Source organism: Streptomyces sp. NPDC026575 (genome assembly GCF_055567415.1).
Genome location: NZ_JBVHQM010000019.1, coordinates 68,761 through 89,350, shown reverse-complemented (window position 1 = coordinate 89,350; position 20,590 = coordinate 68,761). Strand labels below are relative to the sequence as shown.

At 74.0% G+C, this 20,590-nt stretch carries 18 protein-coding genes and 1 pseudogene; 7 read left to right on the top strand and 12 right to left on the bottom strand.

Annotated features, from left to right (window positions below; genetic code table 11):
• Nucleotides 1-52 precede the first annotated feature (52 nt).
• Entirely contained in the window at nucleotides 53-601 is a 549-nt protein-coding gene (locus tag ACZ4NB_RS25480) for an LppU/SCO3897 family protein (protein WP_467665047.1), read from the bottom strand.
• Nucleotides 602-993: 392 nt separating this feature from the next.
• Between ACZ4NB_RS25480 and ACZ4NB_RS25475 the strand changes: the two genes are divergently transcribed.
• A complete protein-coding gene (locus ACZ4NB_RS25475) occupies nucleotides 994-2,307 on the top strand; it encodes a pyroglutamyl peptidase (RefSeq protein ID WP_467665045.1) in 1,314 nt (437 codons plus the stop codon).
• A gap of 68 nt (nucleotides 2,308-2,375) precedes the next feature.
• Nucleotides 2,376-3,779, top strand: coding sequence for a nitrilase-related carbon-nitrogen hydrolase (locus ACZ4NB_RS25470; RefSeq protein WP_467665043.1), 1,404 nt, complete (start codon nucleotides 2,376-2,378; stop codon nucleotides 3,777-3,779).
• Between the two features lie 157 nt (nucleotides 3,780-3,936).
• Here the strand turns inward: ACZ4NB_RS25470 and ACZ4NB_RS25465 are convergent, their stop codons facing one another.
• From ACZ4NB_RS25465 to ACZ4NB_RS25430, 8 genes and pseudogenes are all read right to left on the bottom strand, one after another.
• The gene (locus ACZ4NB_RS25465; RefSeq protein ID WP_467665041.1) at nucleotides 3,937-4,860 is read right to left on the bottom strand and encodes a ribokinase; all 924 of its coding nucleotides are present in this window, start codon (nucleotides 4,858-4,860) and stop codon (nucleotides 3,937-3,939) included.
• Nucleotides 4,861-4,971: 111 nt separating this feature from the next.
• A pseudogene (locus ACZ4NB_RS25460) lies at nucleotides 4,972-6,977 on the bottom strand (ABC transporter permease/substrate-binding protein).
• Nucleotides 6,967-8,586, bottom strand: coding sequence for a sugar ABC transporter ATP-binding protein (locus ACZ4NB_RS25455; protein WP_467665039.1), 1,620 nt, complete (start codon nucleotides 8,584-8,586; stop codon nucleotides 6,967-6,969). The pseudogene ACZ4NB_RS25460 and the gene ACZ4NB_RS25455 overlap by 11 nt, the downstream one beginning before the upstream one ends.
• Before the next feature lie 65 nt (nucleotides 8,587-8,651).
• Nucleotides 8,652-9,671 (bottom strand): LacI family DNA-binding transcriptional regulator, encoded by a 1,020-nt coding sequence (locus ACZ4NB_RS25450; RefSeq protein ID WP_467665037.1) that lies wholly within the window; start codon nucleotides 9,669-9,671, stop codon nucleotides 8,652-8,654.
• Nucleotides 9,672-9,945: 274 nt separating this feature from the next.
• Nucleotides 9,946-10,071 (bottom strand): hypothetical protein, encoded by a 126-nt coding sequence (locus ACZ4NB_RS25445; protein ID WP_384427165.1) that lies wholly within the window; start codon nucleotides 10,069-10,071, stop codon nucleotides 9,946-9,948.
• A 250-nt stretch (nucleotides 10,072-10,321) separates the two neighbouring features.
• Nucleotides 10,322-10,750: an organic hydroperoxide resistance protein gene (locus tag ACZ4NB_RS25440; protein ID WP_467665035.1), complete on the bottom strand. Its 429-nt coding sequence runs from the start codon at nucleotides 10,748-10,750 to the stop codon at nucleotides 10,322-10,324.
• 63 nt (nucleotides 10,751-10,813) lie between these two features.
• Nucleotides 10,814-11,317 carry a GNAT family N-acetyltransferase gene (locus tag ACZ4NB_RS25435; protein WP_467665033.1) on the bottom strand — a complete coding sequence of 168 codons (504 nt, stop codon included), beginning with the start codon at nucleotides 11,315-11,317 and terminating at the stop codon, nucleotides 10,814-10,816.
• Nucleotides 11,318-11,466: 149 nt separating this feature from the next.
• Nucleotides 11,467-12,486 (bottom strand): NADP-dependent oxidoreductase, encoded by a 1,020-nt coding sequence (locus tag ACZ4NB_RS25430; protein WP_467665031.1) that lies wholly within the window; start codon nucleotides 12,484-12,486, stop codon nucleotides 11,467-11,469.
• An 89-nt stretch (nucleotides 12,487-12,575) separates the two neighbouring features.
• Here ACZ4NB_RS25430 and ACZ4NB_RS25425 point away from each other — a divergent pair, with 89 nt between their 5' ends.
• The gene (locus ACZ4NB_RS25425; protein WP_467665029.1) at nucleotides 12,576-13,007 is read left to right on the top strand and encodes a MarR family winged helix-turn-helix transcriptional regulator; all 432 of its coding nucleotides are present in this window, start codon (nucleotides 12,576-12,578) and stop codon (nucleotides 13,005-13,007) included.
• A gap of 110 nt (nucleotides 13,008-13,117) precedes the next feature.
• Nucleotides 13,118-13,741 carry a mycothiol-dependent nitroreductase Rv2466c family protein gene (locus ACZ4NB_RS25420; protein WP_467665027.1) on the top strand — a complete coding sequence of 208 codons (624 nt, stop codon included), beginning with the start codon at nucleotides 13,118-13,120 and terminating at the stop codon, nucleotides 13,739-13,741.
• On the opposite strand, the gene ACZ4NB_RS25415 is transcribed toward ACZ4NB_RS25420, so the two are convergent.
• On the bottom strand, nucleotides 13,734-15,338 hold the full coding sequence (locus tag ACZ4NB_RS25415) for an MFS transporter (RefSeq protein ID WP_467665025.1): 1,605 nt from the start codon (nucleotides 15,336-15,338) through the stop codon (nucleotides 13,734-13,736). The two genes, ACZ4NB_RS25420 and ACZ4NB_RS25415, sit on opposite strands and share 8 nt — an antisense overlap.
• 169 nt (nucleotides 15,339-15,507) lie before the next feature.
• Here ACZ4NB_RS25415 and ACZ4NB_RS25410 point away from each other — a divergent pair, with 169 nt between their 5' ends.
• Nucleotides 15,508-16,461, top strand: coding sequence for a TetR/AcrR family transcriptional regulator (locus ACZ4NB_RS25410; protein ID WP_467665023.1), 954 nt, complete (start codon nucleotides 15,508-15,510; stop codon nucleotides 16,459-16,461).
• 74 nt (nucleotides 16,462-16,535) lie between these two features.
• On the opposite strand, the gene ACZ4NB_RS25405 is transcribed toward ACZ4NB_RS25410, so the two are convergent.
• Complete coding sequence (locus tag ACZ4NB_RS25405) at nucleotides 16,536-17,780, bottom strand: PucR-like N-terminal domain-containing protein (protein WP_467665021.1); 1,245 nt, start codon at nucleotides 17,778-17,780, stop codon at nucleotides 16,536-16,538.
• A gap of 28 nt (nucleotides 17,781-17,808) precedes the next feature.
• Complete coding sequence (locus ACZ4NB_RS25400) at nucleotides 17,809-17,955, bottom strand: hypothetical protein (protein WP_467665019.1); 147 nt, start codon at nucleotides 17,953-17,955, stop codon at nucleotides 17,809-17,811.
• Between the two features lie 312 nt (nucleotides 17,956-18,267).
• On the opposite strand from ACZ4NB_RS25400, the gene pgfA reads away from it, so the two are divergent.
• Both pgfA and ACZ4NB_RS25390 read left to right on the top strand, forming a co-directional pair.
• On the top strand, nucleotides 18,268-19,260 hold the full coding sequence (gene pgfA / locus ACZ4NB_RS25395; RefSeq protein ID WP_467665017.1) for a cell envelope lipid trafficking protein PgfA: 993 nt from the start codon (nucleotides 18,268-18,270) through the stop codon (nucleotides 19,258-19,260).
• A gap of 168 nt (nucleotides 19,261-19,428) precedes the next feature.
• Nucleotides 19,429-20,586 carry a glycosyltransferase family 4 protein gene (locus ACZ4NB_RS25390; RefSeq protein WP_467665015.1) on the top strand — a complete coding sequence of 386 codons (1,158 nt, stop codon included), beginning with the start codon at nucleotides 19,429-19,431 and terminating at the stop codon, nucleotides 20,584-20,586.
• The last annotated feature ends 4 nt before the right edge of the window (nucleotides 20,587-20,590 follow it).

Sequence of the window (20,590 nt, the reverse complement as noted above, 5' to 3'; positions counted from 1 at the left end):
CGCACCGCACCAGACGCCGCGGCCTTTCCGACCCCGACCCATCGGACAGGCCCTAGCGGACCGGCGCGAGGCAGGAGACGGTCGCCTTGTCCGGGCTGTATTCGAGGTCCGCGAGCAGCTCGCCGTCCGCGCAGGTGTCCTCGGGCGCGTCGAGCCTGCGGGTCACCAGGTACTGGGCATCGGCCGAGCCGCATGCCACGACTTCGAGGTCCTGGTCGTGCCAGTCGCCTTCGTTGCGGACGCAGTCGCCGACGGCGAGGGTCGGGCTCTTCCCGATGCCCGCTCCCTCGACGAACGCGCCGAGCACGAACAGGGTGGGGATCGCCAGCACCACGAGCGCCATCGGCACCAGGAACAGCAGCGCCTCGGGGCGGCGCAGCAGCGACCTGCCCGGATCGAGGGAGGGCCGGAAGCCGCCTGCCGGGGCGGCCAGTTTGCGGAAGCGGGACCGCGGGCCGAGGTTCACCAGCAGGGTGATCGGGGTGATGACCACCGACAGCGGGCTCCACCAGCCCTGCCACAGGGTCTTCGCGGACATCTCGCGGTAGGTGGCCAGCCCGCAGGAGCGGCAGAACACCGCGCTCCGGCTGAGGAACCGCATCAGGAAGAGGATGCCCTGATGCCCGCGCACGGTGGCCCGGACGGCGGGCTGGGCACCGCACAACTCGCAGCCGGGGGCGGCGGCGTAGGGCGCGGCGGGGTGCGGCTGCTGGGCGTAGGGCCCCGTGGGCGGTTGGGCGGAGGGCCCCGTGGGCGGTTGGGCGGAGGGCCCCGTGGGCGGTTGGGCGTAGGGCCCCGTGGGCGGTTGGCCATACGGCTGCGCATACGGGTAAGGGCCGTGCGGTGGTGGCGGTGTGGCCACGGTGGTTCCCCCTGGATTCCTCGGAAGTGCCCAACGCCTGGGCGGACCGGACCAGAAACCCTAACCGCGGGCCGCATCGAACCGACCCGTGCCCTCTACCGCCGCACCGCGCGCCCCGTTTTACTCGCCCCATGAGACGCATACGCACCAAGCCGGTCGCACTCGGCATCGCCCTGCTCGCCACCGTCCCGCTGTCCCTTACGGCTCCGGCCGAAGCGGCCGGAGCGGGCGGGCCCACCGCGGCACGGACCGCGGTCGAGCAGGTCACGGTGGAGGAGGCCCGGCTGACGCAGGCCGCGCCGCAGGAGATCCTGCGGCGCAGCGCGTTCGACGACCAGGCGCGGGAGTTCGGGCGCGGGCTGGCCCGCCTGGACACCTACCCCGAGGCCAGGCGCTATGTCGCGGACGCGGGGCGGGCGCTGTGGCGGCGGGCGGTGGACCGGGCGCAGGGGCGCGGGCCCGCGGGCGGCGATCTGAGCCGGGACGACGACCGGCCGCTGTACTGGGCGCGGTTGGGGATGACGAAGGAACTGCGGCAGTGGCGGCCGGACTTCGCGCTGTCCGCCGCCCGGCGTGCGGCGCTGCTCGGTTCGCTGGAGCGCGGCTCGCGCGGGGAGGACGGCATCGAGCTGCCCGCCGGGAAGCAGGTGCTGCGGATCGTGGTCACCGGGTTCGACCCGTTCCAGCTGGACGCCGATCCGCGGCGGAGCAACCCGTCGGGCGCGGCGGCGCTCGCCCTGGACGGGACGACGGTGCGTACCGCGTCGGGCCGGACGGCGCGGATCGAGGCCGCGGTGTTCCCCGTACGGTGGGCGGACTTCGCGGCCGGCACCGTGGAGCACACCCTGCTGCCGCACTTCCGGCGCGGACCGCGGCAGGTGGATCTGTTCACCACGATCAGCCAGGGGCGCCCGGGGAGGTTCGACGTCGAGCGGACCAACGGGGCCTGGCGGGGCGGCTATCCGGACAACGCGCGGGAGTCCCGTACGGAGACGGTGCCGATCCCGGCGGGTGTGCCGACCGTGACGCCGCAACCGCAGTGGACGGCCACCAGCCTGCCGTACGCGCGGATCGTCGCGGCGGACACCGGGCCGTATCCGGTGGTCGACCACACGGCCGTCACCGAGATCCCGGCGGGCGGCACCGAGCCGGTCGACCGGCCGGACGGCCCGACTCCGGGGTCCACGGCCCGCGCCGGTGGCGGCGGGGACTACCTGTCCAACGAGATCGCCTACCGCGCGACGCTGCTGCGGGACGCGGTGCGGCGGCCGGCGCTGCCGGGCGGCCATCTGCACACTCCGGTCCTGGAGTTCGGGCCCGGCAACACCGATCCGGCCGGCGGCCAGGTGACCGATCCGGTCTTCGTGAAGAACCGGGTCGCGATCATCGGGCAGGTGCGCAACGTCGTGGCGGTGGCGGCCTCACAGGAGGCGGCCGGCAGGTAGCGCGGCGGGCCCGGGCAGGTTATCCACAGGCCGTCACACGCCGAGAGCCGCGGCGGCATGATGGAGCAATGATCCTTGCTGCCGCACAGTTCACCCCCGTTCCCGGCGACCTCGGCGCCAACGCCGCGCGGATGGCCGCGCTCATCACCGAGGCCGCCGGGCGCCACGCGGATCTGGTGCTCTTCGCCGAACTCGCGCTGTCGCGCTACGACCTGGAGGCGATAGCGGCCGATCCGGCGGGGATGACGGTCGGCCCCGACGACCCCCGCCTGGCGCCCGTCCGGGCGGCCTGCCGGGCGACCGGCACCGCCGCGGTCGTCAACGCCCCCGGGCGGGCGGCGGGGGACGGCCGCCGCCCGCTCCTGTCCACTTTCGTCTACGGGCCGGACGGCGCCCTGCTCACCCGCTATGACAAGCGGCATCTGTCCGGGGCCGAGAACGACGTCTTCACTCCGGGCACGGCCGATGGCCGCTTCACCCTGGGCGGGATCCGCTTCGCGCTCGCCACCTGCTACGACAACGACTTCCCCGAGGTGCCCGAGCAGGCCGCGGCGGACGGCTGCCGGGTGTACCTCGCCAGTTCCTTCCACGACGACCCGCAGTGGATGGACCGGTACGCGGAGATGGCGCAGAAGCACGGCCTGCACATCCTCCTCGCCAACGGCACCGGCACCGGTACCGGCGTCGACCGCCCCGACCGGCCGGCCTGCGGCCGCAGCGGCGCCTGGCTGCCCACGGGCGAGCAGGTGGCGGCGGCCGGTGCGGGGACGGACCTGGCGCCGGGCGAGGGCTCCGAGCTGGTGCTGACCGATGTCCGCGACCAGATCACGCTGATGGCGGACCCGGCGGTGGCGGCGATAGGGGTCGAGGAGTGCGGTGAGCCGCTGGTGGACGTCCGCACCGCGGCGCCCGCGCTGCTGGTGGCCGCGGACCGGCACGACGAGCCGGGCGCGTTCGCCCATCTGCGGCAGGGGGTGCTGCGACGGCTGCTGGCGGCGCAGGAGTCGCTGCCGGACGGGCTGCGGTTGCGGCTCGTCGAGGGCTACCGCCCGCCGGAGCTGCAGCGCCGCTACTTCGAGGAGTACACACAGGAGTTGCGCGCCGCCCACCCCGGCTGGGATGCCGAGCGCGTCCACCGGGCCGCCAGCCGCTATGTCTCGCCGCCCGACATCGCACCGCACAGCGCGGGCGGCGCGGTGGACCTCACCCTGGTGACGGCGGACGGCCGGGATGTCGACATGGGGACGCCCATGAACGCCTCGCCGGAGGAGAGCGACGGCGCGTGCTACACGAGCGCCCCGGATCTGCCGCCCGCGGCCCGTGCCAACCGCCGCATACTCTCCTCCGCCCTGCGGGCGGCCGGTCTGGTCAACTACCCCACCGAGTGGTGGCACTGGTCCTACGGCGACCGCTACTGGGCGCTGGCGACCGGCGCGGACCATGCGCTCTACGGCCCGATGGAGAGGCGGTGACACCACCGGCCGGCTGACGGTCCCGCAGCCGTACGGCGCCGATGGCCGGGCAACCGTACGGCGCAGGCGACGGCCCCGCGCCCGTACGGCGCCGACGGCCCGGCACCCGTACCGCACCGGACCGGCACCCGTACGGCGCCGGACCGGCCGGCGGGCCTCAGTCCTGCGGCGCCTCCGGCGCCAGGAGCTCCAGCTCGGCCCGGGTCGGATAGGACGGCTGGGCACCCGGCTTGGTGACGGCCGCGGCGCCGACGCGCACGGCGAAGCGGGCCGCCTCCTGGAGCGAGGCGCCGCGGGCCAGGCGGGTGGCGAGGGCGCCGGTGAAGGCGTCGCCGGCGCCGGTGGTGTCCACGGCCTTGACCCGTACGCCGGCGACCTCGCCGATTCCGGCGGCGTCCAGCACCAGCGCGCCGTCCCCGCCGAGGGTGACCACGACCGAGCGGGCGCCCTGGTCGCGCAGCGCCTGCGCCCACTCGGCGGGGGTGCCGTCGGTGCGGCCGGACAGCTGGCGGGCCTCGTGCTCGTTGACCACCAACGGGTCGGCCACGGCGAGGAGTTCGGTCGCAAGGGCCGCCTCCGGAGCCGGCGAGGGATTGAGCACGACCCGGGTTCCGGCCTGCGCGGCGGCCTCGGCGGCGGCCCGTACCGACTCCATGGGGATCTCCAGCTGGAGGGAGACCACCGAGGCGGCGGCGATGACCTCCTTCGCCGCGGCCACGTCCTGCGGGGTCAGGGCGGCGTTGGCGCCGGGCGAGACCACGATGCTGTTGTCGCCGTCCGGGTCGACGACGATCATCGCGGTGCCGGTGCGGGCCGCCTGGTCCACGATGACCGGTGCGACATCGGTGCCGGCCTCGCGCTGGGCGTGCAGCAGCAGTTCGCCGTACGCGTCGCCGCCGACCCGCGCCAGCAGTGCGGTGCGGCCGCCGATCCGGGCCGCGGCGGCCGCCTGGTTGGCGCCCTTGCCGCCGGCCGATTCGACCAGGTCAGTGCCGAGCACGGTCTCTCCCGCGCCGGGCCGCCGCTCGACCCGTACCGTCAGATCCGCGTTGGCCGAGCCGACCACCAGGACGTCATACATGCGCCGTTCTCCCATGTCCGAGCGGCGCGCTCCGATATCCGTGCGCCGCTTCGCCGATTGTTGTCATCTGCCGTCTCGTCCGCCGTCCCACCCGCCGGGCCGTCCGCCGTCTCAGCCGCCGAACCTCGCGGCGTTCTTCGCCGTCACCAGCACCACCGGCACCTTGACCGACTTCGGCAGCCTCTCACCGCGGGCGGCCTTCAGCGCCCAGTCCACGGCCTTCCTGCCCAGGAGTTCCGGCTGCTGGGCGACGGTGGCGGTCAGGGTGCCGCCGCGGACCGCCTCGACGCCGTCCGGTGTGCCGTCGAAGGCCACCACCTTCACGTCCTTGCCGGACCGCCCGCCCAGCGCCTTGGACGCGCCGAGCGCCATCTCGTCGTTGGCGGCGAACACCCCGGCGATATCGCGGTGCGCCTGGAGCATGTTGGACATCACGTCCATGCCCTTGGTGCGGTCGAAGTCCGCGGGCTGGCGGGCGACGACCTGGATGCCGGGGTACTTCCTGATGCCCTCTTCGAAGCCCCGGCCGCGCTCGCGCGCGGCGGAGGTGCCGGGCTGGCCCTCCAGGAAGGCCACCTTGCCCTTGCCGCCGAGCGATGCGGCCAGCGTCCGCGCGGCGAGCCGGCCGCCCGCGACGTTGTCGGAGGCGATGGTCGAGTCGACCGTGCCGCCGTTCACACCGCGGTCGATGGAGATGACCGGCACCTTCGCCCGGTTGGCGACGCCGACGGCCGGGACGGCGGCGTCGGAGTCGACCGGGTTGATGATCGCGGCCCGGACGTTCTGGCTGGTGAACGTCTCCATCTGGTTGATCTGCTGGGTGGGGTCGTTCTGCGCGTCGGTGATGTTGATGTGCAGCCCACGGGCGTCCGCCTCGGCCTGGGCGCCTTCCTTGATGCCGACGAAGAACGGATTGTTCATCGTGGACAGCGCGAGCCCCAGGTCGGTGTCGCCGCCGCGGTCGCAGCCGGCCAGCCCGAGGGCCACGGTCGCGGCCAGTCCGGCCGCCAGCGGCGCCCTGGCCCGGGCGATCGCCCCGCGCCCGACGGCCCTCCCGAGGCGCACGGTCCGTGCCGTCCGGTCCGTCGCCGCGCTCCGGCCCCGGGCGGTCATCGCGCGCTCCGGCGGCGCAGCGTGTCCAGCAGCACCGCCAGCGCGATGACCAGCCCGGTGGCCACCTGCTGCCAGAACGCCGAGACGCTCAGCAGGTTGAGGCCGTTGCGCAGCACGGCGAGGATCAGCGCGCCGATGAGGGTGCCGGACGCCTTCCCGGAGCCGCCGGAGAGGCTGGCCCCGCCGATCACCACGGCGGCGATCGCGTCCAGCTCGTATCCGACCGCGGCCTGCGGCTGGGCGGAGGTGAGCCGGGCCGCGAGCACGATGCCGGCCACCGCCGCGAACAGCCCGGACAGCGCGTAGATGACGAGCTTGCGGCGCTTGACGTCGATGCCGCAGAGCCGGGCCGCCTCCTCGTTGCCGCCGATCGCGAACATCGCGCGTCCGGTGTACGTACGGGCCAGGACCAGTGCGGCGACCAGCCCCATCACGATCATGACGAGGACGGGTACCGGCAGCCAGCCGCCGAGGGTGTCGCCGAGCCGGGCGACCGAGCCGGGGAAGGCGATCGGCGAGCCGCCGGAGACGACCAGCGCCAGACCGCGGCCGACCGAGAGCATCGCCAGGGTGGCGATGAAGGCGGGCAGCCGGCCGTAGGCGACCAGGGCACCGGAGACCAGTCCGGCCGCCGCGCCGACCGCGAGGCCGAGCAGCACCGCCGCCCAGACCGGCAGGCCCCCGCCGCCGGCCGCCCAGGCGACGACGGTGGCGCTGAGCGCCGCGACCGAGCCGACGGACAGGTCGATACCGGCGGAGACGATCACGAAGGTGACGCCGAAGGCGAGGATCGCGGTGACCGACGCCTGGACGCCGACGTTGAGGAGGTTCTGTCCGTTGAGGAAGTCCCCGGACAGCGCGGCCATCACGACGACCAGGGCGATCAGTCCGCCGAGCGGGCCGTTTTTGAGGACCGCCCGGGAGAACCACGGCCCCGGGCCGCCCCGGACCGGTGCCCGTCCCACCGCCTCGGCGGCGGCCGCCGTCTTCACCTCAGCGGACATCGGAGCCCTCCATCGCGCTCTCGTTGGTGTGGTTGCCGTCGGGGGTGCCGTGCGGGGACCGCAGCGCGAGCTCCATCACGGCGTCCTGGGTGGCGGCTTCGGCCGGCAGCTCGCCGACCAGCCGGCCCTGGGACATCACCAGCACCCGGTCGCTCATGCCGAGCACCTCGGGCAGATCGCTGGAGATCATCAGCACCGCGCGGCCGGCCGCCGTCAGTTCGTTGACGAGCCGGTAGATCTCGACCTTGGCGCCGACGTCGATGCCGCGGGTGGGTTCGTCGAGGATCAGCAGCCTGGTGTCCGCCAGCAGCCACTTGCCGATGACGATCTTCTGCTGGTTGCCGCCGGAGAGCGTACGGGCGGGCTGCGCCAGACCGCTCATCCGCACCTTCAACCGCTCGGCGACGGCGGCCGCTTCGCGCCGCTGGGCAGCGCGGTCCACCAGCCCGCCGCGGGTGTCGCGGTCGAGCCGGGCGAGGGTGAGGTTGTCCTGGAGGGACGCGTCCAGGATCAGGCCCTGGCCCTTGCGGTCCTCCGGTACGAGGCCGAGGCCGGCGCGCATCGCGGCGCGCACATCGCCGCCGGCCAGCGCCTCACCGTCGACCTCGACCGTGCCGGCGTCATAGCGGTCCACGCCGAAGACGGCCCGGACGACCTCGGTGCGGCCCGCGCCGACCAGTCCGGCCAGGCCCACCACCTCTCCGGCCCGCACCTCGAAGTCGACGCCCTCGAAGACCGGCCCGGCCGCCGTCCCGTGGCGGGTCAGCCCGCGGACCCGCAGCAGGGGCGCACCCGGCTCGTCGGGGCGCACCCGCGGGTACTGCTCGGCGATGTCCCGGCCCACCATCAGGCGGATCAGCTCGTCCTGGTCGGTGGACGCGGGGACCTCGGCGACCGAGCGGCCGTCGCGCAGGACGGTGACCCGGTCGCCGAGCGCGCCGATCTCCTCCAGGTGGTGGGTGATGAAGAGGATGCCGACGCCGGCGTTGCGCAGTTCGCGGACGATCGTGAAGAGGGTGACGACCTCCTCGGAGGTGAGCACCGCGGTCGGCTCGTCCATGATCAGGATGCCGGCGTCGAGGCCGAGCGCCTTGGCGATCTCGACCATCTGGCGCCGGGCGATGCCCAGTTCGGCGACCGGGGTGTCCGGGGAGACGTCCAGGCCCACGCGGGCGAGCAGTTCGGCGGCGCGGGCGCGCAGGGCCTTGCGGTCGATCAGGCCGAGTGCGGTGCGCGGCTGGCGGCCCAGGAAGAGGTTCTCGGCGACGGTCAGCCCGGGGACGAGGTTGAACTCCTGGTGGATCGTGGCGATGCGGAGGCGCTCGGCGTCCCGCGCGGAGCGGATGTGCACCTCGCGCAGGCCATGGGGCGCGCCGTGCGGCCCGCCGTCGACGAGGATGCGGCCCGCGTCGGGGCGGTGGGCGCCGGAGAGCATCTTGATCAGGGTGCTCTTGCCCGCACCGTTCTCGCCGAGCAGGACGTGCACCTCGCCGCCGCGCAGGCCCAGGTCCACGCCGTCCAGCGCGCGGACGCCCGGGAACGACTTCGTCACCCCCTCCACGCGCAGCAGTTCGCGGCCGCCCGGTACGTCGTCGTTGACGCCGGTCATGCGCTCCCCCTCTCTTCTTCGGGTCCCCTTGTGGCTCTCGGTCCGGACTGCGGCTCGCCGTACCGCTAGGGCCTGTCCGATGGGTCCTGGCCGCCGGTCTCGCCGCAGGAGCGCCGGACCACCAGCCGGGCGGGCAGCAGCACCGAGTCGGCGGGCCGGCCCTCGATCCGCTCCAGGAGGGTGGCGACGGCGGCCCGGCCCAGTTCGCGGGTGGGCTGGGCGATGGCGGTCAGCGGCGGGTCGGTATGGGTGAACCACGGCACGTCGTCGTAGACCACCAGCGCCATGTCGTCGGGCACCCGCATCCCGCGGGCGCGGAGTTCGTCCATCGCGCCCAGCGCCATCAGGTTGTCGGTGGCCAGTACCGCGTCCGGCGGCTCGGGCAGGTCGAGGAAGCCGCTCATCATCCGCCGGCCGCCGGTGGGCGTCAGATCGGGGGTGGCGCCTACCCGCTCGTCGGGCAGGGCGAGGCCGTGGCCGGCCAGCGCCGTACGGAACAGTTCGAGGCGCTCGTCGCCGGTGGGGGTGCCGGCCGGCGCGACGATGATCGCGGGGCGACGGCGGCCGAGGGCGGCGAGGTGGGCGGCGAGGCCGGTGAGCGCGGCGGCGCCGTCGGCGCGTACGCAGGGGGCGTCGACGCCGGGCACGGTGCGGTCCAGCAGGACCAGCGGGGTGCCGGCGGCGACGGCCTCGCCGAGCATCGCCGAGCCGGTGCCGGCCGAGCTGACCAGCAGGCCGTCGATCCGGCGGTCGAGCAGGGTGCGGATGTAGTCGTCCTGCTGCTCGGGGCGCTCGCCGGCGTTGCCGATGACCAGGCTGTAGCCGAGGCTGCGGGCGGCGTCCTCGACGGCGTCGGCCAGCTCGGTGAAGAAGGGGTTGGTGAGGTCGCTGATGATCAGGCCGAGCGTGCCGGTGCGGGCGGTGCGCAGCGCGCGGGCGACGTTGTTGGGGCGGTAGCCCAGTTCCCGTACGGCGGCCAGCACCCGTTCGCGGGTCTCGGCGACCGGGCTGTGGCCGTTGAGCACCCGGGAGACCGTGGCGACGGAGACCCCTGCCCGCTCTGCCACCTCTTTGATGTTCGCCATGGCCCCGCTGCCGTTTCTGTCCGTGCGACCGCCGGCCGCCCAGGAGGGCGCACGACTTCGCGTCCTCGACGTGTAATCGATTTCAGGAGGTTTTCGTGGGGGCTACGAAATCGATTACACGGCTGGTGCGTCAAGACGCCGCGCATGTTGCCTGAGTCACATCGGAGGGGTTGTCGGCGCCGTGCGGACGCTCGGCCCGGGCACTCCCCCGTTGACCGTCCCGCCTCGATGGCGCGCACCGGCCGTGTCCGGACCCGTGGGCCCAGCCCGCCGACTACCGGGCGAACTGCCCCACACACGCGACGACCGCCACCAGCAGGCTCAGCACGCCGAGTACGACCTGCCACCTGTCAGGCGGGGCCCATCGGTCGCTCTCCTGCTCCGTGTCCTGATCGTCCATCGCTCCTCCTCGCTCCTCCGGACAGGCCCCGGAAGTCAGGGCCTCCGCCGGCGGTGACACCGGCGAAGCTGTGGGGAGGAACGCGATGAAGCCCGTTGAGAATAGCGCGAGTTGAGCCCCTCACGGGGCGGAATCCGGCCCGCCCGGGGAACGGGTGTTCCCGGCCGCCCCGGCTCCGGCCCCCACACGCACCAGGGCCGCACCCCTTCGCGGGATGCGGCCCTGGCGGGAGTAGCCGGTCGGCGGCGGATCAGGCGACGGTCAGCTTGACGTCGATGTTGCCGCGGGTGGCGTGGGAGTACGGGCAGACCTGGTGCGCCTTCGCCACGAGGTCCTGGGCGGTGGCCGCGTCGACGTTCGGGATCGAGGCGGAGATCTCGACCGTGAGGCCGAAACCGCCGTCCGGGGTCTTGCCGATACCGACCTTGGCGGTCACCCGGGAGCCCGAGACATCGGCGTTCTCCTGGCGGGCGACGACGCTGAGCGCGCCCTGGAAGCAGGCGCTGTAACCGGCCGCGAAGAGCTGCTCGGGATTGGTGCCGGCGCCGCTGCCGCCCTGCTCCTTGGGCGGGTTGACGACCACGTCGAGCTTGCCGTCGTCGCTGGCGACGCGGCCGTCACGGCCGTTCTCGGCGGTGGCGACGGCGGTGTAGACGACGTCGACGGTCTGGATGGACATACGAGATCCTCCTGTGATTCGCCGCGACTCGCGCCCACGGATCGCGACGGCTTGCCGCCGAGCCTAACGGGCCGGCGCAAGCCCCCGCGGTGCAGGGCGGAGCATGGCGAATTCCTGGTGGGGGGATCCGGGGCGTACGGGCTGGATCCGGCCCGTTCGCTGGAAGCCGTGGCGGGTGTAGAGGTGCTCCGCGGGTGCGTTGCCCTCCGTGACCCAGAGGCGGACCTGGGGGCGGGCGTGGTCGTTCGCCCAGCGCAGCGCCTCGCGGACCAGGAGGTCGCCGGCGCCGCGGCCGCGTGCGGCGGGGCTCACCCACAGGGACACCAGCTCGGCGGCGCCGGGGTCGGTCGGGACGATGCCGATCAGTCCGCAGGCCCCGGCGTCGTCCTCGGCGAGGAACTGGCTGCGGTGGGTGAGCCGCGCGCGCCAGTCGCGCTCCGTGAAGGCCCGTTCGCGGGCCAGGGTGGAGCCGAACGCCTCGGGGGCGTCGGCCAGGGCCGCCAGGCGGACGGTGCGGTAGCGGGCCCAGTCGTCGGGCTCCAGGGGGCGCACGGTGATCTCTGTCATGGGCCGGACCCTGGTGCCGGCCGGCGCCCCCGGCAAGGGGATTTCCGCGCGGCCCGGGCCGGCGTCCGCACCGCGGCCCGCGTCCGCACCGCGGCCGGCGGACTCCCGCGGCCGGGTGCGGATCGGGCGGCCATGGGCCGGGACGGCGCTCAGTCGTCCAGGCTCACGATCATCTTTCCGGTGTTCTCACCGCGCAGCAGGCCCAGGAACGCCTCGACGCCGTTGTCGATGCCGGAGACCTTGGTCTCGCGGTACTTCAGCTCACCGGAGCGGATCCAGGCGGAGACCTCCTGGACGAACTGCGGCTGGAGCGCGTAGTGGTCGGTGACGATCAGGCCCTGCAGGCGCAGTCGCTTGCCGATGACCTGCGCGAGGTTGCGCGGTGCGGGGTTCGGCTCGGTGGCGTTGTACATCGAGATCATGCCGCAGATGGCGACCCGGCCGTGCACGTGCAGGGAGGAGATGGCCGCTTCGAGGTGGTCGCCGCCGACGTTGTCGAAGTAGACGTCGATACCGTCCGGCGCGGCCTCCTTCAGCTGCTTGGCGACATCGCCGTTCTTGTAGTTGAACGCGGCGTCGAAGCCGTACTCCTCGACCAGGAGCCTGACCTTCTCGTCGGAGCCGGCCGAGCCGATGACCCGGGAGGCGCCCTTGAGCCTGGCGATCTGGCCGACCTCGCTGCCGACCGCGCCGGCCGCGCCGGAGACGAAGACGGCGTCGCCCTCCTTGAAGGACGCGACCTCCAGCAGGCCCGCGTAGGCGGTCAGGCCCGGCATGCCGAGCACGCCGAGGTAGGCGGTGAGGGGGGCCAGCGACGGGTCGACCTTGGCGACGCGCTGGGCGTCCAGGACCGCGTACTCACGCCAGCCGAGGCCGTGCAGGACGTGGTCGCCGACGGCGAGGGAGTCGGCGCGCGAGGCGATGACCTCGCCGACCGCGCCGCCCTCCATCGGCTGGTCGAGCTGGAAGGGCGGGACGTAGGACTTCACGTCGTTCATCCGGCCGCGCATGTACGGGTCGACCGAGAAGTGCTTGGTGCGGACGAGGACCTGGCCCTCGCCGACCTCGGGCACCGCGGCCTCGCGCAGCGCGAAGTCGTCCGGGGTGGGCCAGCCGTGCGGGCGGGCGACGAGGTGCCATTCGCGGCCGGTCGTGGGCAGTGCGGACATGAGCGCGGTCCTTCCTAATGCTTCAGGTACTGAAACAATGATGCTCCTCGATATTTCATGCTGTCAAGTAATTGGGTATCCTGGTGCCCATGACAGTGCGCCCGGACCCCTTGACCGTCGAGGTCGTCGATCTCATCGGCACCGTCGTCGCCCGCTACTACGAGGAGTACGAGCACGCCGCCGCCGAGCACTCCCTCACCGGCGCGCAGGCCCGGGTGCTCGGCCTGCTCTGCGTCGAGCCGCTGCCCATGCGCAAGGTCGCCCAGCGGCTGAAGTGCGAGCCGTCGAACATCACCGGCATCGTGGACCGCCTGGAGTCCCGCGGCCTGGTCGAGCGCCGCCCCGACCCGGCCGACCGCCGGGTCAAGCTCGCCGCCCCGACCGCCGAGGGCGCGCGCACGGCCGCGGCGCTGCGGGCCTCCCTCGGCTTCGCCCGCGAGCCCCTCGGCAAGCTGTCGGTCGCCGAGCGCACACTGCTCAAGGAGCTGCTGCAGCGGATGCTGGGCATATCGCCGGAGTGAGACCGGCGCCCCCCCACCGGGCCCGTGCGGGGGCGCGGCGGGAAGTGGCCCACGATCGTCGCGGGCAGGTGGACCGGACGGACCGAGCGGCGGCGTTCTAACCTCACCCCATGACCAACCCGAGCAGCACCCGCCACTCCGTCGACTTCTACTTCGACCCCATCTGCCCGTTCGCCTGGATCACCTCGCGCTGGATCCTGGAGGTCGAGCGGCACCGCGACCTGGACCTGCGGTTCCGGGTGATGAGCCTGTCCGTGCTCAACGAGGGCCGCGAGGACCTTCCCGAGAAGTACCGCGAGCTGCTGGACGCGGGCTGGGGCCCGGTGCGGGTGTGCATCGCGGCCGCCCAGGAGCACGGCGAGGAGGTGCTGCGCGATCTGTACACCGCGCTCGGCACCCGGATCCACAACGACGGCCGCCAGGACACCGCCGCCGTCATCGAGGAGGCGCTGGCCGAGGTCGGGCTGCCGGCCGAGCTGGCCCGCGCCGCCGGCAGCGAGGCGTACGACGACGCGCTGCGCAAGAGCCACCACGAGGGCATGGACCCCGTCGGCGAGGACGTCGGCACGCCCACGATCCACATCGACGGGGTCGCGTTCTTCGGCCCGGTGCTGATGGCGATCCCGCGCGGCGAGGACGCGGTGCGGATCTTCGACGGCGTGCGCCTCCTCGCCGGTTACGACAAGTTCTTCGAACTGAAGCGGACCCGCACCGGCGAGTTCGACTTCAGCTGACGACCTCGGGGGCGGAGGGCGCGGGGGCGGCGGCCGGACCGGTCGCGTCCGCCGCCCCCGGCTCCTCGGCCACCGTGGTGCGCAGGCCGCGCAGCAGCACCACCGACAGCACCGCGGCGGCCGCCATCACCCCCGCGGCGCACAGCACCGCCGTCTGGAGCCCGTCCGTGAAGGCCGTCCGGGCGGCGGCCAGCAGCGCCTGGCCCGCCCGGCCGGGCAGTTCGCCGGCCACCGCGGCGGCGCCCGCCAGGGTCTCGCGTGCCGCGTCGGCCGCCCCGGCGGGGAGACCGGCGGGCAGCGCGTCGGCCATGCGGCCGTGGTAGACCGCGCCGCCGATGCTGCCCAGGATCGCCATGCCCAGCGCGCCGCCCAGTTCGGTGCCGGACTCCAGCACCGCCGAGGCGGAGCCCGCGCGCTCGGGCGGTGCGACGCCGATGGCGAGTTCGTTGCCGAGGGACATCACCATCACCAGGCCCGAGGCGTAGACGGACGAGGCGACCAGGACGTACCAGAGGGCGGAGCCGGGCTCCAGCCAGGACAGCCAGACGAAGCCGCCGGCCGCGACCGCGAAGCCCGCGGCGATGACGTACGCCCGGTCCATCCGCCGGCCGAGCACGGCGGCCAGCGGCGCCATCCCGCCCACCGCGAGCGTCGGCAGCAGGTTCCACAGCGCCGCCTCCAGCGGGCTCATCCCCCGTACGGTCTGCAGGTACTGGGTGAAGAACACCGCGCAGCCGACGACGGCGAACGTCGCCAGCAAGTTCATCAGCACCGACCCGCTGAACCCGCGGTGGCGGAACAACTCCAGGTCGAGCATGGGGTGGCGGGCGGTGCGCTGGCGGTGGACGAAGGCCGCGCCGGCCAGCAGACCGGCGGCCAGGGCGATGACCGGCAGCGCCGCGAGGCCGTCGCGGGCGATCTCCTTGATGCCGTAGACGATCGGCAGCATGGCGAGCAGGGACAGCAGCGAGCCGGGCAGGTCGAAGCGGCCGGCCGCCGGATTCCGGTACTCCGGCAGCAGCAGCGGGCCGCAGACCAGCAGCAGCACCATCACCGGAGCGTTGATCAGGAAGACCGAGCCCCACCAGAAGTGCTCCAGCAGCACCCCGCTGAGCACCGGGCCGACCGCGATCCCGCCCATGATCGCCGTCGACCACAGCGCGACCGCCGTGCCGCGCTGCTTGGCGTCGTGGAAGAGGTTGCGGATCAGCGCGAGCGTGGAGGGCATCAGGGTCGCACCGCCGACGCCGAGCAACGCCCGGGCGGCGATCAGCGTTTCGGCGCTCTGCGCGTACGCGGCGACCCCGGAGGCGAGACCGAAGAGCAGGGCGCCGGACAGCAGCAGCTTGCGGCGGCCGATGCGGTCGCCCAGCGCCCCCATGGTGATCAGCAGGCCGGCCAGGACGAAGCCGTAGACGTCCAGGATCCACAGTTGCTGAACGCTGCTGGGCTCCAGCTCCGCGGTCAGGAAGGGCACCGCGAAGTAGAGCACCGAGACGTCCATCGAGACCAGGAGGCAGGGCAGCAGGAGGACGCCCAGGGCGGTCCACTCCCGGCGTCCGGCCAGCGGCTTGGGTGTGTACGAAGTAAACGACATGGCTGACACGGTAAGCAGATTGCGCTTACGGTGCAAACAGCAGGAGCGATAAGGGAATTGGAGCTGCATCACACTAGTGCACCGCCCTAGTGCGAGGCGCTGGTGGCGCCCCCGCTGCTACGCTCACCGCGAGCAGATTCCCCTGGTGCACTAGTACGGAGGTTGCCCCGTGGAGCAGTCGGCCCCGCCGCCCTACCGGCGGATCGTCGAGGAGATCCGGCGCCGCATCGACGCCGGCGAGCTGACGGCGGGCGACCGGGTGCCGTCGACCCGGCGGATCACCCAGGAGTGGGGCGTGGCGATGGCGACCGCCACCAAGGTGCTGACGACGCTGCGCCAGGAGGGGCTCGTACGGGCCGTACCGGGCGTGGGCACGGTCGTGGCCGAACAGGAGCGGGCGCCCCGAAGCGAGGCCGCGCGCGAGCGCCGGCCGCGCGAGGCGGACGGCGGGCTCAGCCGCGAACGCGTCGTACGGGCCGCCATCAAGGTCGCCGACGCCGAGGGGCTGCGCGGGCTGTCGATGCGCCGGGTCGCCGCCGAGTTCGGGGTGTCCTCGATGGCGCTCTACCGCCATGTCGCCAACAAGGACGAGCTGGAGCTGCTGATGGCGGAGGCCGCGTTCGCCGAGGTCGCGCCGCCCCGGCCGGCACCGGAGGGCTGGCGGGAGCGGATGGAGGCGGGCGCCCGGCTGCAATGGGAGCTCTACCAGCGGCATCCGTGGCTGGCGCAGTATCTGTCGATCACCCGACCGCGGCCGATGCCGCAGGCGATGGCGCTGATCGAGTGGACCATGGCGCGGGTCGAGGGGATGGATCCGCTGACCCTGATCTACATGGCCGTGACCCTGCTGAACTACGTGCGGTCCACCGCCGCCGGCTTCGAGGACGACCTGGAGGCCGAGCAGGAGACGGGGATGGACCAGAACCAGTGGATGGCCTCCATGGACCCGGTGTTCGAGGGCATCCTGCGGTCCGGCTCCTACCCCATGTACGCGGGCATCGACGGGGTCGGGGAGGGCGCGGTGACCCTGGAGACGCTCTTCGAGTTCGGGCTGGCGCGGCTCCTGGACGGCATGGAGGTGCTGGTCGGGCGCCGGGCGGCCGAAGGCGGCGCGGGCGGCTGAACCGGCCGCGGGCCGCCGGAGGTTGCCCGGTCCTCAGGGAGCCGCCGGTGCGTCCGCCGGTCCCGCGCGGCCGGTCAGGTCAGCTCCCCGCGCAGCCGGCGGGCCCGTAACACCAGCTCCAGTTCGAAGCGGCGGTCCGGGTCGTCCATCTCCCCGCCCCATAACTCCCGTATCTGGCGCAGCCGGTAGCGCACGGTCTGCGGATGGACGCCGAGCCGGTCGGCGATCTCCGGGGCCCCGCCGCGGGTCTCCAGCCAGGCGAGCAGGGTCTGGGCGAGCCGGCGCCCGTGGGTGGGGCCACAGCTCTCCAGGGGGGCGAGCCGGCGGCGGGTGAGGTCCTCGATCAGCTCCTCGGGCGGCAGCAGGACCAGCGCCTCGGTGTGCTCGGTGCACTGCAGCAGCTCGCCGGCGGGCAGCAGTCCGCGCTCGGTCAGATCGACCGCCGCCCCGGCCCAGCGCAGCGACTTCGCGGCGTCCAGCAGCGGTACGGCGGGCCCGATGGCGCCCGACCAGCCGGCCGCCGCGCGCGCCAGCAGCTCGCGCCGCCCCGGGGCGTCCGGTTCCGGCACCACCATCCGCGGCCGTTCGCACTCCATGTCCAGCAGGACGTCCGAGGCGACGGCGGGCGCCACCGCCTCGCGGGCCGGCCGCAGCAGGACCGCGACGGCGACCTGCTCGGGCAGCGGCCAGCCGATCCGCGCGGCCCGCTCGGCGAGCGCCGGCAGCAGCGCGGCGGCCCCCGCGGCGCCGGAGCCCTTGCCGCGCCGCCTCCTGCCGGCACCGGCGAACAGCAGCTCCATCAGGCCGCGTTGCAGCCGCAGCCGCTCACCGGCCTGCCGGGCGGCGGCCTCGGCATAGCCGCGTACGGACTCGGCGACCAGTCCGTCGAGGTACTCGAACCCGGACTCGGCCAGCTCGTACATCGCCGGCGCGGGGATGGCGACCTGCTGGCCGATCTCGGCGAGCCGGCGCCAGGCCAGCCGTACGCCCAGCCGGTAGACGGCCTGGAGGGCGTCCAGGCTGCGGCCCTGGATGCCCTCGCCGCGGCCGAACTCCTGGAAGACCCTCGGGTGGACATGCGGACGGTCCAGACCGGCCGTCATATGGGCGACGAAGTGCTCCAGCGACTGGCGGATGCCGACCAGCGCCCTCGGCTCGCCGAACTCATCGTGAACCAAGGGGAGTTGGGGGTACTCCCGGCGGATCTCGCGCAGGATGTCCTGGGCCAGGGACGGCACCTCGTCCAGCGCCAGCGCGGCGAACCGCCGCACCTGGTGGGGCGGGACCTCCCGCCAGGCGGAACGCACGGCGGTCACCACCCGGGCCTCCTTCGCACGCCGCCCCCGCCTACTCGCCGGTCCGGCCGAAGGTCACCAGAGGCACGTTCGGCTGCTCCGGGGTGGCGCCCAGCGCCGCGACGACGCCGAGCGCGACGCCGACGGCCAGTGCGGCGGCGGCCAGAGCGGTCAGTACGGCAGCGAGCATTCGGTGCATGGCGCGGCGGCCCTTCGTCGATGCCTGGAGCGGCCCCAAGACCCTCGGCCGGTCTCCGTCGAGGCTGGTACGGCACACGCACGGCCCGGAGTGCGAGGGATCAGGGCCGGCCCGGCGCCGCGTCCCACAGCGCGGCACCACTTCCGTCGTGGTGCCTGCCGAGTGTGGAAGGGCATTGACTCCCTGTCAAGAGTTCCCTTACGTTCCCGGCCCATGGCGTCCGGGGCCGCCGGGAGCGCACGCACCGGACCGGCCACGGCGCCCCGCACGTGCACCAGAGCGTGATCCCCCACCGCTTCCAGGAGTGCCCGTATGCCCGCATCCGGCAAGTCCGCCACCCCCTCCGCCGCCGCCCGCACCGCCTCGCCGCCGTCCCTGGCCGTCCTCGGACTCGGCGTCTTCCTGCTGGTCCTGGCCCCCCTGCTGGCCTGGTACGTCGCGCCACGGGCCAAGGTCACCCCGATCGACATCGATGCCACCACCGTCTTCACCGGCACCGGCAGCTACTTCGACACCGCCGCGCTGCGCACCAGGGACCGGCAGAAGATCACCATCACCCGGCACGTGCTGGGCGATGTCGCGGCGAGCGAGCGCAGCGGGCGGGCCGTGTGGGACGTCTCCACCACGGTCGACACCCCGCGGACGCTGCCGCTGAAGGACCCGCGCAGGGCCTTCCAGTGGACCACCGAACGCTGGGTCACCGACCGGCACACCAACGCCCCGGTGCACTGCTGCGCGGAGGCCCCGACCCGCTTCGACGGCGACGCGTACCTCAAGTTCCCCTTCGACGTGCAGAAGAAGGGCTACCGCTGGTGGGACAACACCCTGGGCGCGGCCGTCCCGCTCCGCTACGCCGGCACCCGGCACATCCAGGGCTATGAGGGCTACCGCTTCACCGGGACGGTGCCGCCGACCAGAACCGGCAGCCGGCAGGTCCCCGGGCGGCTGGTCGGGCGGGGCGGACAGGGGCAGATCCAGGCCGAGGAGTGGTACGCCAACTCCGGTATCGAGCTGGTCGTCGAGCAGCGCACCGGCCGGATCATCCATGCCGCGATCTCCCCGCTCAAGACCCTGCGGGCCCCCGGCTCCCGGCGCGATGCGGTGGTGCTGCTGCACGGCCGGCAGCTGGGGTTCACACCGGCGACCCAGCGCGCGCAGGTGCGGCTGGCGAAGGCCGACAGCGACAAGCTGGCGCTGGTCGGCCGGACGCTGCCGGTGGGGGCCGCGGTGGCGGGCGGGGTGCTGGCGGTGGCCGGGGCGGGGTGGGTGGCGCGCGGCCGGCGGCCCGGCCGCGGAGCGAAGTGATGAACCGTCAGTCAGGTTCGGACCCGTTTTTGTCACCCCGGTGAGTAGCCGCGGCGCACCGGCCGGGCGAAAACTGTCCACCCCACGGCGCAGCACGGCCCCGCACGACTCAGTACGCAGTACGTCCCCCACCGCCGGTACCGCACCCTGAGACGAGTTGGATCGCTCATGCCCCCGTACGTACGCCCCTCGCCGCCCCCGGCGGCCTCCGCGCCGCCGGCCGGCACTCCCCCTGCCGCCGGCCGACCCCCGCTCCCCCGCCGGATCGTCTTCCTCGCCCGCCGCGACCTGGGCAACCCCGCCGCCGGCGGCTCCGAACTCCTGGTGGACCGGATCGCCGCGGGACTGACCGCGCACGGCCACGAGGTGACCCTGCTGTGCGGCGGGCCCGCGGCCGCGCGGGACTACCGGGTGGTGTCCGCGGGCGGCGACGCCGGCCACTTCCTGCGCGCACCGCGCCAGTTGGCCCGCCGCGCCGGCTCCTGCGATCTGCTGGTCGAGGTCTGCAACGGCCTGCCCTACCTCGCACCGCTGTGGCACCGCGGCCCGACGTTGTGCCTGGTCAACCACGTCCACACGGATCTGTGGCGGCTGCGCTACCCGGCGCCGGCGGCCCGGCTCGGCCGCCGGCTGGAGCACTGGGCGCTGGCCGCCACCCACCACCGCAACCTGATGGTCGCGGTCTCCGGGTCCACCGCGTCCGCACTGCGCGGCCTCGGCGTGGACCCCGGCCGGATCCGGCTCGTCCACAACGGCGTGGAGGAGCCCGGCGCGCTGGCCCCCAAGTCCCCCGAACCGCTGTTCCTGGCCATGGGGCGGCTCGTGGAGTACAAGCGGATCGATCTGCTGCTGCGGCTGTGGGAGCGGGTCCGGCCGGTGACCGGCGGCCATCTGGTGATCGTCGGTGACGGGCCGGAGCGCGCCCGGCTGACCGCGCAGGCCGGCCCCGGCGTCACCTTCACCGGCCATGTCTCCGAGCAGCGCAAGCACGAACTGCTCTGCTCCGCCTGGCTGTTGCTGCACCCCTCGCTGATCGAGGGGTGGGGCCTGGTGGTGATGGAGGCCGCCGCCCGCCGCACCCCGACCGTCGGCTTCGACATCCCCGGCCTGCGGGACTCCGTCGAGGACGGGGCCACCGGCCTGCTGGCCCGCGGCGAGAGCTCGTTCGCCGCGCACTGGTGCACCCTCGCGCTCAGCGCCCCCCGCCGCCAGGCACTGGGCGAGGCCGCACGGCAACGCGCCGACCGCTTCCGATGGAGCCATACCGTCCGCAGCTTCCGCGCGGTCGCCGCGGAAGCCGTCCTCGACGCACCCCCCAGGCGGTGAGGCC